This window comes from Bradyrhizobium sp. WSM1743 (genome assembly GCF_000473065.1).
Taxonomy (GTDB): Bacteria; Pseudomonadota; Alphaproteobacteria; order Rhizobiales; family Xanthobacteraceae; genus Bradyrhizobium.
Genome location: NZ_AXAZ01000052.1, coordinates 47916 through 59132, shown reverse-complemented (window position 1 = coordinate 59132; position 11217 = coordinate 47916). Strand labels below are relative to the sequence as shown.

Below are 11217 nucleotides of genomic sequence, written 5' to 3'. Positions count from 1 at the left end.
CCATGCACGCGCGGGGCGTGGGAACGATCCTCAAGCCCGCCAGGCCCCTCCAACCGGTAGCGATCCAGCCACTTGTAACCGGTCTTGCGACTGATCTCGTAGCGCTCGCAAAGCTCCGTCATCGTCCACAAGCCGGTTCGCTGTTCCGATATGAAGCGTACCCGTTGGTCCATTGCACAGCTCTCTCGCCAAGGCATCGGCTGATCCTCCCAGCCGATAGAGAACTGTCACCCGTCCATCCGGTCTACTGTGTTACCAATCTATCCGGTTTGGACACGAGCCACCCTCTCCCGCAGGGGGAGAGGGTGAGAGCAATCATCACAGCTTCGTCGCGGCCCGCGACAGGAGCTTCCACTCGTCGCCCTGCTTCTGCCAGTTCATCAGGATATGAAGGTTGGTCGACACTTTTTTCCCATCGGCCGCCATCTCCTGCTCGCCCAGCCAGTGGAAGCGCACGATCGCTGCGGGGCCGACGACCTTGATGGTCGGGTCCTTGTATTCGATCGACAGGAATTTCGATTTGCCGTCGGTGGCGTTGGCGATGAAGGTCGCCTTGTCCTCGACCTTGCCGCTGGAATGGCTGTAGCTCAGCTCCTCAGCGCACAGCGCGCCGAGCGCTTTCGGATCGGCCGCGATCTGGGCGAGGCGGAAGGCCTCGACCTTCTTCGCCACGGCTTCCTCGTCTGCTGAAGCGGCGAGCCCCGGCGTGGCGAACGCAAGCGCAGAGACGGCGAGAGCCGAGAGAGCCAGATCGCGTCGGTTGATCGTCATCGTTTCCTCCTTTTTGATCTTGGCCAGAGTGTTGCAGTCGCGCGCGGCTTTGTCGAGTGTCACGTGCTGGTCATGTGGATGCGTCATTGCGCGATGGAGGCCGTATTGATACGCCTTCCGCATCGATGCGTCGCGCATTTGGGAAAGTACGGAAATGATCGAGGCCAAACACGATGGGATGGGCAGGGCGTTGTTGTTCGACATTGACGGCACGCTCGCCGACACCGACCCATTGCACCTGAAGGCTTTCAACCAGGTGCTCGGTCCTCACGGCCACGTCTTCGATCACGCACGCTTCTCCAGGGAGCTGCAAGGCTTCGCCAATGTCGCGATCGGTGAGCGCTTTCTGCCCGACGAGGCGCCGGAACGGCGCGCCGCGATCCTCGACGAGAAGGAGCAAGTCTTCCGCGCGCTCGTGGCCGGCCAGATCGCACCGCTGCCGGGCTTGATGGCGCTGCTCGATCGGGCGGACGCCGCCGGCATCCCCATGGTCGCGGTCATCAACGCGCCGCGTCTCAACGCGGAGCTGCTGCTGTCGGGGCTTGGCATCACCGAGCGGTTCAAGGCGATCGTGATCGGCGACGAGCTGCCGCACGGAAAGCCGCATCCGCTGCCCTATCAGGAAGGGCTGCGCTTCGTCGGCGCCAGCGCGGCAGCCTCGATCGCGTTCGAGGACTCCCGCACCGGCGTGCAATCGGCAGCCGCGGCCGGGATCCCGACCATCGGGATGCGCACCACGCTCAGCCATGCCGACCTCGTTGCAGTCGGCGCGGTGGCTTCCGCCAGCGCTTACGACGATCCGGACCTGCTCGCGCGCCTTGCCGCCGCCATGGCGTGGTGAGCGGCTCGTCCGCTAGCGATCGGTTCCTGCATTGACCGGCGGCGCGAACCGCCGCACCATGCCGCCTCCTGATTTGAGGGCCCCTGCCGTGACCGGACTGACCCATCGCCAAGCCGAAATCCTCAACATCGCGCGCGCCTCCGGCCGCGTCATGGTCGAGGAGCTCGCACGCCGCTTCGAGGTTTCGGCCCAGACCATCCGCAAGGATCTCAACGATCTCTGCGAGCGGAGATCGCTGACCCGCATCCATGGCGGCGCCATTATCGCCTCGGGCGTCGAAAATCTCGCCTATGAGGCGCGCCGCTTCGTCGCCGCCGACGAGAAGAAGGCCATTGGCGCCGCCGCCGCCTCGCTGATCCCGAACGGCTGCTCGCTCTTCATCAACATCGGCACCACGACGGAGGAAGTCGCTAGCGCGCTGACCTCGCACGAGGACCTCCTCGTCATCACCAACAACCTCAATGTCGCGATGCTGCTCTACCGCCATCCCCGCATCGAGGTCGTGGTCGCCGGCGGCACGGTGCGGCGTGCCGACGGCGCGGTGGTCGGCTCGACCGCGACGCAGCTGATCGGCCAGTTCAAGGTCGACTACGCCATCATCGGAGCGTCCGCGATCGACGAGGAGGGCGCGCTGCTCGATTTCGATTATCGCGAGGTGCAGGTGGCGCAGGCCATCATCGCCAATGCCCGCAGCGTCATGCTGGTCGCCGATTCCACCAAGCTTCGCCGCAGCGCGCCGGTGCGCATCGCCCATATCACCCAGATCCAGACTTTCGTCACCGACCAGGAGCTCCCGGAGCGCCTCGCCACGATCTGCCACAGCAAGGGCATCGAGGTGGTGGAGGCGCTGCCGAAGGGGGCGGATATCGACGATGCGCAGGCCGATGCCCAGGATGCGGCACCGGAGGCCGCGCCGGTGGTGCGGCTGAGATAGGATCTTATACGTCGTTCCACGGATTGAGCAGCGGGACGCCGAACGCCGCAAAATCCTTCACATCGCGCGTGACGAGCGTGAGGTTGTTCGCGAGCGCGGTCGCCGCAAAGAAGCCGTCTATGACGGACAGCGCAATGCCGCTTCTGCGGCTCTGAGCCATCAGGTCGCCCCAGTGCTCCGCCACCGCGTGGTCGATCGGCAGGATGCGTTCGGCAAATCGCGTCGGGAGATCATGAGCAAGCCAAGCGGCCAGCGCCGTGCGCCGGCGGCCATCTTCAAGCAATGCGATGCCGCGGCGGAGCTCGGCGATCGAGGCAACGCTGATGAACGCACGATCCTCATCGATCGCATCGAGCCACGCCAGGACGTTCGGCGAAGGCGCGGGCCGCTGAACTTCCGACAGCACGTTGGTGTCGAGCAGGAGGTTCACGGTATTTCGTCGCGTGGGGTGTCGTGCACGCGCTCCAGCGCGAGGTCGGCGCCGCGGAGCGGGGAAGCGAGCAGGAATTCGGCCAGGGTGCCTTTGCGTGCGGTCTTGCGCGCCCATTCCTCGACGGAAACGATGACGGCATTCGGCTTGCCGCGACGGGTGATGACCTGTGGCACGATTTGGGCACGATCAATCACCTCGGACAATCGAGCCTTGGCGTTGGCAAGCGTCCAAGTGTCATCAGCTGGAAGCGTGTCGGGTGCAGTGTCGTGGTCAGTCATGCGGAAGGAACCAATATGACTATTGTGACTATAATCCGCCCCAGATGACTGTTCAAGGGTATCGCTGCATCTCGAATTGCTGCCCACCTGCATATTCGGCGGCCAGTTGCCCACCAAAAAAGTTCCTCTTTCATTTCCTTTCGCCTCTCTTTCATCTTGCTTTCGTTTTACGGTGTGATCTAATCAAAAGCGAAAGTAGCCGCTCGACGAACGGGCGGTCGCCGGGGGATGCGTCTGTTGGAGCGTATTTTCGATCTCGCCATCATCGGAGGCGGTGTTAACGGCTGCGGCATCGCGCGCGACGCGGTGGGGCGCGGCAACACGGTTTTCCTGTGCGAAATGAACGATTTGGCGAGCGGGACGTCGTCCTGGTCGACCAAGCTGGTGCATGGCGGCCTGCGTTATCTGGAATATTACGAGTTTCGGCTGGTCCGCGAGGCGCTGATCGAGCGCGAGATTCTCTGGGGCATTGCGCCCCACATCATCCGCCCCCTGCGTTTCGTCCTGCCTCATCACGCCGGCCTGCGCCCGGCCTGGCTGCTGCGCCTCGGCCTCTTTCTCTATGACCATATCGGCGGCCGCCATTTGTTGCCGGCGACCCGCTCGGTCGATCTCAAGCGCGACGAGGTCGGCAAGCCGCTGATTCCGAACCGCTATGCTCGCGCGTTCGAATATTCCGACTGTTTCGTCGACGACGCCCGCCTGGTCGTGCTCAATGCGCGCGATGCCGCCGACAAGGGCGCGGAGATCCGCACCCGCACCCGCGCCACCGAGATCCGCCAGGCCGACGGCGTCTGGTCCGTCAGCATGGTCAACACGCTGACCGGCGAGCGCTCGCAGGTCCAGGCGCGGGCCCTGGTCAATGCCGGTGGCCCCTGGGTCGAGGACGTGCTCGGCCGCGGCGCCGGCGTCAATGCCAAGGCAAAAGTCCGCCTGGTGCAGGGCTCGCACATCGTGGTCAAAAAGCTCTACGATCACGACCGCGCCTACATGTTCCAGAACGCGGACGGCCGCATCATCTTCGTGATCCCGTACCAGGACGATTTCACGCTGATCGGCACCACCGATCGCGACTATGACGGCGATCCGGCCAAGGTGAAGGCGACGGCCGAGGAGATCGAGTATCTGTGCAAGGCGGCGAGCGAATATCTGGCCAAGCCCGTGATGCCGGAGGACGTGGTCTGGACCTATTCCGGCGTGCGTCCGCTTTATGACGATGGCGCCAGCGAAGCCAAGGCCGCGACGCGCGACTACGTGTTCGAGCTCGACACGCCCGGTGGCGTGCCGCTGCTGTCGATCTATGGCGGCAAGATCACGACCTATCGGAGGCTCGCCGAGGAGGTGCTGGAACGCCTTGCGCCCTATCTTCGCAGCGCGAAAGCGCGCGAGGGCTGGACCGGCAAATGGCCGCTACCCGGCGGCGACATGGATGTGTCCGACATCGACGGCCTGATCGCCGAGCTCCAGCGCGGCTATCCCTTCCTCGGCCATGAGCATGCAAGGCGGCTCGCGCGCGCCTATGGCACGCGGGCGATCAAGCTGCTCGGCGATGCCAAATCGGCGGCGGATCTCGGCCAGGCCTTCGGTGCGACCCTGACCGAGCGCGAGGTCCGCTATCTCATGGCCAACGAATGGGCCGTCACCGCCGAGGACATCGTCTGGCGCCGTTCCAAGCTTGGCCTGCGACTATCTGCCGACGAGATCGCGGCGCTTGACGACTGGATCAGGACCCACGCCGTGCCGCAAAGTCCTCTGCTGGAAGCGGGAGGACGCTCATGACCGTGACACTCGATCACGTGACCCGGACCGTCGAGGGCGTCGAGCACATCCGCGACGTCTCGCTGACGCTCGAGAGCGGAACGCTCAACGTGCTGCTCGGGCCGACGCTGTCGGGCAAGACCTCGATCATGCGATTGCTCGCCGGCCTCGACAAGCCGACCACGGGCAAGGTGCTGGTCAATGGCAAGGACGTCACCGGCGCCGACGTGCGCCAGCGCTCGGTCGCCATGGTCTATCAGCAGTTCATCAACTACCCCTCGCTGACGGTCTATGAGAACATCGCCTCACCTCTGCGCGTGCAGGGCAAGCCGCGCGACGAGATCGAGGCGCGCGTGGCGGAGGCGGCAAAGCTGCTGCGGCTCGAGCCGTTCCTGAAACGCACGCCGCTCCAGCTCTCCGGCGGCCAGCAGCAGCGCACCGCGATCGCACGCGCGCTGGTCAAGGGCGCCGATCTCGTGCTGCTCGACGAGCCGCTCGCCAATCTCGACTACAAGCTGCGCGAGGAGCTGCGCGCCGAGCTGCCGCGCATCTTCGAGGCCTCCGGCGCAATCTTCGTCTATGCCACCACTGAGCCGACCGAGGCGCTGCTGCTCGGCGGCAACACGGTGTGCATGTGGGAGGGGGAGGCGCTGCAAATGGGCGAGACGTCAAACGTCTATCGCCGCCCGCAGACCCTGCGTGTCGCCCAGGTCTTCTCCGATCCGCCGCTCAACTTGGTGGGCCTCGAGAAGGGGGATGGCATGGTTCAATATGCTGGCGGCAGCGCTGCACCGGCATCCGGACTTTATGCGGGACTTCCCGACGGATTCTATCGCGTCGGCTTCCGTGCCCACCAGCTTGGCCTTGCCAACGGCCAGGCAGACCGCCACGCCTTCCATGCCACTGTCACGGTGACCGAGATCACCGGTTCGGAGAGTTTCGTGCATCTGACTCGCGACGGATCGAACTGGGTGGCGGTGCTGCACGGCGTGCACGAGTTCGAGCCCGGCCAGACCATCGATGCCGTGCTCGATCCGAATGATGTCTTCGTCTTCGACGCGGCCGACCGCCTGGTCGCCGCTCCGGGCTCGTAAGGGGGAGATGCGACATGGCCCGCATTGATCTCGTCGATCTCGCCCACTCCTACGCCGGCAACAATGCGCCGCAGGAAAGCTTTGCACTGAAGCCCGTCACCATGACCTGGCGGCAGGGCGGTGCCTATGCGCTGCTCGGCCCAAGCGGCTGTGGCAAGACAACGCTGCTCAACGTCATCTCCGGCATCATCACGCCGTCGCGCGGAAAGATCCTGTTCGACGACAAGGACATCACACCGCTGTCAACCCAGAAGCGGAACATCGCCCAGGTGTTCCAGTTTCCGGTGATCTACGACACCATGACGGTGGGGCAGAACCTGGCGTTTCCGCTGAAGAACCGCGGCGTGCCGAAGGCCGATATCGACAGGCGCGTCGCCGAGATCGGCCGCCTGCTCGACCTCGAGCCTTATCTGAATCGCAAGGCGACGCGGCTCACGGCCGATGCCAAGCAAAAGATCTCGCTCGGCCGCGGCCTCGTGCGCAACGACGTCGCTGCCGTGCTGTTCGACGAGCCGCTCACGGTGATCGATCCCGAGCTGAAATGGCAGCTTCGCTCCAAGCTGAAGGCGCTGCATCGCGAGCTCGACCTCACGATGATCTATGTCACCCACGACCAGACCGAGGCGCTGACCTTCGCCGACACCGTGGTCGTCATGCACGACGGCCGCGTGGTGCAGAGCGGTACGCCGGCCGAGCTGTTCGACAAGCCGGCACACACTTTCGTCGGCTATTTCATCGGCTCGCCCGGCATGAACATCCTGCCGGCGGAGGTGCGGGGACGCGAGGCCAAGGTCGGCGGCCACGTCATCGCGCTCAACCGCGCTTACGACAATCTGCCTTCCGGCGCCAAGATCGAGATCGGCGTCCGTCCCGAGTTCGTGGAAGTCGTTGCGCCCGCGCCCGGCCTGCTCACGGCCAGGATCGAGCGCATCGACGATCTCGGCCGCATCCGCTTCGCGCGTGTGCGCGTCGGCGACGCCAAGCTCGCGGCGCGCGCGCCTGGCGGCTTCACCAGTCCGGACGGCAGCGCCGGGCTGAAATTCGATCCGTCGCACGTGCACGTCTATGCCGACAGCCTTCTGGTGGAGGGAGCCGCCTGATGGACAAGACCGTCAACCAAAAAGCCTGGTTCCTGGTGCTGCCGGTGTTCCTGGTCGTCGCCTTCTCGGCGGTGCTGCCGCTGATGACGGTGGTGAACTATTCGATGCAGGATACGTTCGGCAACAACCAGTTCTTCTGGAACGGCGTCGGCTGGTTCAAGGAGCTGCTCGATCCCTCGACCGATCTCGGCGGCCGCTTCCTCGCCTCGCTCGGGCGCAATCTGTTCTTCTCGCTGGTGATCCTTGCGATCGAGGTGCCGCTCGGCATCGTCGTCGCGTTGTCGATGCCGCGCGAGGGCTGGACGGTCGCGGCCTGCCTCGTGATCCTCGCGCTGCCGCTGCTGATTCCTTGGAACGTGGTCGGCACGATCTGGCAGATCTTTGGCCGTCCGGACATCGGCCTGCTCGGCTATGTGCTCAACGCTGCCGGCTTCGACTATAATTACGTCTCCAACGACATCGATGCCTGGGTCACCGTCATCGTGATGGACGTCTGGCACTGGACCAGCCTCGTCGCGCTGCTCTGCTATGCCGGCCTGAAGTCGATTCCTGAAGCCTATTACCAGGCCGCCCAGATCGACGGCGCCTCGCGCTGGGCCGTGTTCAAGGCGATCCAGCTGCCGAAGATGAACCGCGTGCTGCTGATCGCCGTGCTGCTGCGCTTCATGGACAGCTTCATGATCTACACCGAGCCGTTCGTCGTCACGGGCGGCGGTCCCGGCAACTCCACCACCTTCGTGTCGATCGAGCTGGTCAAGATCGCGCTCGGCCAGTTCGACCTCGGCAAGGCCGCCGCGCTGTCGCTGGTCTACAACTTGATCATCCTGATCGTCTGCTGGATCTTCTACACCGTCATGACCAATGCCGGCGTCGAACGCAAAGTCCAGGCGGCGAGCGAGCCGGCGGTGGAGCCCAAGCCTTCGGTCGGGCTCAAGCCCGTGCCCGCGTTCAAGCCAAAGGAAGGAGTGGCCTGATGCATTCGATTCCCGGCCGCCGCCTCATCATGGGGCTGTTCCTGGTCTTCCTGCTGCTGCCGATCTATTGGCTCGTCAACATGAGCTTCAAGACCAACAGCGAGATCGTCTCGACGATGACGCTGTGGCCGCATACCCCGACGCTGCAGCACTACAAGCGGATCTTCACCGACGAGAGCTGGTATTCCGGCTACATCAACTCGCTCGAATACGTCGTCCTCAACACCATCATCTCGATCTCGGTGGCGCTGCCCGCGGCCTACGCGTTCTCGCGCTACCGCTTCCTCGGCGACAAGCACCTGTTCTTCTGGCTGTTGTCGAACCGCATGGCGCCGGCCGCGGTCTACGCGCTGCCGTTCTTCAATCTCTATTCGGCAATCGGGCTGTTCGATACGCCCTGGGCCGTCGCGCTCGCGCATTGCATCTTCAACGTGCCGCTGGCGGTCTGGATCCTCGAAGGCTTCGTCTCCGGCGTGCCGCGCGAGATCGACGAGACCGCCTTCCTCGATGGCTATTCCTTCCCGCGCTTCTTCATCAAGATCCTGGTGCCGCTGATCGCGAGCGGCATCGGCGTCGCCGCCTTCTTCTGCTTCATGTTCTCCTGGGTCGAGCTCTTGCTCGCGCGCACGCTGACCTCGGTGTCGGCCAAGCCGATCGCCGCGATCATGACGCGCACGGTGTCGGCCGCCGGCATGGACTGGGGCCTGCTGGCCGCCGCTGGCGTGCTCACCATCATTCCGGGCGCGCTCGTGATCTGGTTCGTCCGCAACTACATCGCGCGCGGCTTTGCGCTCGGTCGGGTCTAGGGAGGCTCACATGGAATCCATCGCATGGATGGCCTGGACGCTGCCGACGGCGATCTTCTTCGCCGCGCTGGCCTGCACGCTCGCCGTGATGACCTGGCTCGCGGCGGTCTATCCCGAGGCCGAGCGCGTCGGCGTGCTCAGTATTCCGACCACGCGCGGCGACCGCCTGTTCGTCTCGTTGATCGTGGCTGCCGTCATCCACCTCGTGTGGATCGGCCTCGTCGGCACCGATCCGATCGCCACGCTGCCGGTCGGAGAGGAGGGGTTTGAGATTTCGAGCCTGTGGCTCGCAAGTGGGATTTCGCTGGCCACGGCCGTGCTCATTTTTCGCACGGTCTGAAGCTCGCGAAGGGACGGGCCAGATCCGGGGGGCAACCCGGGCCTGTATAAAAGTTTGTCGCTGCAACGGAGGAACAACATGCGACAGTTTAGGAGAAGGAAAGGTCCATTGATCAAGAATAGTTTTCTGACCATGTCCAGCGCCGCTGCGATCGTAGCAGTGTCGTTCGCCGTCTCGGCGCCGGTTCGCGCCGCCGACGACGCCGTGATCCAGAAGTGGATCGCGGAATTCCAGCCCTCGACGCTGTCGAAGGAAGATCAGAAGAAGGAGCTGGAGTGGTTCGCCAAGGCCGCCGAGCCCTTCAAGGGCATGGAGATCAACGTCGTCTCCGAGACCATCACCACCCACGAATATGAATCGCAGACGCTGGCCAAGGCGTTCTCCGAGATCACCGGCATCAAGCTCAAGCACGACCTCATCCAGGAAGGTGACGTCGTCGAGAAGCTGCAGACGCAGATGCAATCGGGAAAGAACGTCTATGACGGCTGGATCAACGACAGCGACCTGATCGGAACGCACTTCCGTTACGGCCAGACCGTCGTGCTCTCGGACTACATGACCGGCGAGGGCAAGGACGTCACCGATCCCATGCTCGACGTCAACGACTTCATCGGCAAGTCTTTCACGACGGCTCCGGACGGCAAGCTCTACCAGCTGCCCGACCAGCAGTTCGCCAACCTTTATTGGTTCCGCTACGACTGGTTCACCAACCCCGACTACAAGGCCAAGTTCAAGGCCAAGTATGGCTACGAGCTCGGCGTGCCCGTGAACTGGTCTGCCTATGAGGACATCGCCGAGTTCTTCACCAACGACATCAAGGAGATCAACGGCGTCAAGGTCTACGGCCATATGGACTATGGCAAGAAGGACCCCTCGCTCGGATGGCGTTTCACCGACGCCTGGCTGTCGATGGCCGGCAACGGTGACAAGGGCATTCCGAACGGACTGCCGGTCGACGAGTGGGGCATCCGCATGGAAGGCTGCCGCCCGGTCGGCTCCTCGGTGGAACGTGGTGGCGACACCAATGGTCCGGCCGCGGTCTACTCGATCACCAAGTACCTCGACTGGCTGAAGAAGTACGCGCCGCCGCAGGCCCAGGGCATGACCTTCTCCGAGGCAGGCCCGGTGCCGGCGCAAGGCAACATCGCCCAGCAGATGTTCTGGTACACCGCCTTCACCGCCGACATGGTGAAGCCGGGCATCGCCGTAATGAACGCTGACGGTACGCCGAAATGGCGTATGGCGCCCTCGCCCCACGGCGCGTACTGGAAGGAAGGCATGAAGCTCGGCTACCAGGACGCCGGTTCAGCGACCCTGCTGAAGTCGACGCCGCCGGATCGCCGCAAGGCGGCCTGGCTCTATCTCCAGTTCATCGTCTCCAAGTCGGTGAGCTTAAAGAAGAGCCATGTCGGTCTCACCTTCATCCGTGAATCCGACATTTGGGACAAGTCGTTCACCGAGCGTGCGCCGAAGCTCGGCGGCCTGATCGAGTTCTACCGCTCGCCCGCGCGCGTGCAGTGGACCCCGACCGGCAACAACGTGCCCGACTATCCCAAGCTCGCGCAGCTCTGGTGGCAGAACATCGGCGATGCGTCGTCCGGTGCGAAGACGCCGCAAGCCGCGATGGATGCATTGGCCGCTGCTCAGGACTCCGTCATGGAGCGTCTCGAGAAGTCCGGCGTGCAGGGCGCCTGCGGTCCGAAGCTCCACAAGAAGGAGAAGCCGGAGTACTGGTTCGCGAAGGCCGAGAAGGACGGCACCATCGCGCCCCAGCGCAAGCTCGCCAACGAGAAGCCGAAGGGCGAGACGGTCGACTACGACACCCTGATCAAGTCGTGGCCCGCCACTCCCCCGAAGCGCGCGGAAGCGAAGTAAGCTACGCGTAGAG

Annotated in this window: 13 protein-coding genes; 9 read left to right on the top strand and 4 right to left on the bottom strand. The window is 64.1% G+C overall.

Annotated elements, in window-relative coordinates:
- Positions 1-173: helix-turn-helix domain-containing protein (locus YU9_RS50175; protein WP_256375851.1), on the bottom strand; the 173-nt coding region annotated here is incomplete at its 3' end.
- Positions 174-318: 145 nt separating this feature from the next.
- A complete protein-coding gene (locus tag YU9_RS0126760; protein ID WP_027575565.1) occupies positions 319-771 on the bottom strand; it encodes a nuclear transport factor 2 family protein in 453 nt (150 codons plus the stop codon).
- A gap of 154 nt (positions 772-925) precedes the next feature.
- Between YU9_RS0126760 and YU9_RS0126755 the strand changes: the two genes are divergently transcribed.
- Both YU9_RS0126755 and YU9_RS0126750 read left to right on the top strand, forming a co-directional pair.
- Positions 926-1612, top strand: coding sequence for an HAD family phosphatase (locus tag YU9_RS0126755; protein ID WP_027575564.1), 687 nt, complete (start codon positions 926-928; stop codon positions 1610-1612).
- Between the two features lie 88 nt (positions 1613-1700).
- Positions 1701-2546: a DeoR/GlpR family DNA-binding transcription regulator gene (locus tag YU9_RS0126750; protein ID WP_027575563.1), complete on the top strand. Its 846-nt coding sequence runs from the start codon at positions 1701-1703 to the stop codon at positions 2544-2546.
- 4 nt (positions 2547-2550) lie between these two features.
- On the opposite strand, the gene YU9_RS0126745 is transcribed toward YU9_RS0126750, so the two are convergent.
- Together YU9_RS0126745 and YU9_RS0126740 are read right to left on the bottom strand one after the other, a co-directional pair.
- A complete protein-coding gene (locus YU9_RS0126745) occupies positions 2551-2976 on the bottom strand; it encodes a type II toxin-antitoxin system VapC family toxin (protein WP_027575562.1) in 426 nt (141 codons plus the stop codon).
- A complete protein-coding gene (locus YU9_RS0126740) occupies positions 2973-3257 on the bottom strand; it encodes a type II toxin-antitoxin system Phd/YefM family antitoxin (protein ID WP_027575561.1) in 285 nt (94 codons plus the stop codon). Before YU9_RS0126740 ends, YU9_RS0126745 begins: the two co-directional genes overlap by 4 nt.
- A gap of 228 nt (positions 3258-3485) precedes the next feature.
- Here YU9_RS0126740 and glpD point away from each other — a divergent pair, with 228 nt between their 5' ends.
- The 7 genes from glpD to YU9_RS0126705 all read left to right on the top strand — a co-directional run bounded on the left by glpD (position 3486) and on the right by YU9_RS0126705 (position 11204).
- The gene (gene glpD / locus YU9_RS0126735) at positions 3486-5036 is read left to right on the top strand and encodes a glycerol-3-phosphate dehydrogenase (protein ID WP_027575560.1); all 1551 of its coding nucleotides are present in this window, start codon (positions 3486-3488) and stop codon (positions 5034-5036) included.
- The gene (locus YU9_RS0126730) at positions 5033-6109 is read left to right on the top strand and encodes an ABC transporter ATP-binding protein (protein ID WP_027575559.1); all 1077 of its coding nucleotides are present in this window, start codon (positions 5033-5035) and stop codon (positions 6107-6109) included. The genes glpD and YU9_RS0126730 overlap by 4 nt, the downstream gene beginning before the upstream one ends.
- 14 nt (positions 6110-6123) lie before the next feature.
- On the top strand, positions 6124-7209 hold the full coding sequence (locus YU9_RS0126725) for an ABC transporter ATP-binding protein (RefSeq protein ID WP_027575558.1): 1086 nt from the start codon (positions 6124-6126) through the stop codon (positions 7207-7209).
- A complete protein-coding gene (locus YU9_RS0126720) occupies positions 7209-8183 on the top strand; it encodes a carbohydrate ABC transporter permease (RefSeq protein WP_027575557.1) in 975 nt (324 codons plus the stop codon). The genes YU9_RS0126725 and YU9_RS0126720 overlap by 1 nt, the downstream gene beginning before the upstream one ends.
- Entirely contained in the window at positions 8183-8989 is an 807-nt protein-coding gene (locus tag YU9_RS0126715; RefSeq protein ID WP_027575556.1) for a carbohydrate ABC transporter permease, read from the top strand. Before YU9_RS0126720 ends, YU9_RS0126715 begins: the two co-directional genes overlap by 1 nt.
- Positions 8990-8999: 10 nt before the next feature.
- Positions 9000-9329: a DUF2160 domain-containing protein gene (locus YU9_RS0126710; protein ID WP_027575555.1), complete on the top strand. Its 330-nt coding sequence runs from the start codon at positions 9000-9002 to the stop codon at positions 9327-9329.
- Positions 9330-9461: 132 nt separating this feature from the next.
- Positions 9462-11204: an ABC transporter substrate-binding protein gene (locus tag YU9_RS0126705; RefSeq protein WP_036018164.1), complete on the top strand. Its 1743-nt coding sequence runs from the start codon at positions 9462-9464 to the stop codon at positions 11202-11204.
- The last annotated feature ends 13 nt before the right edge of the window (positions 11205-11217 follow it).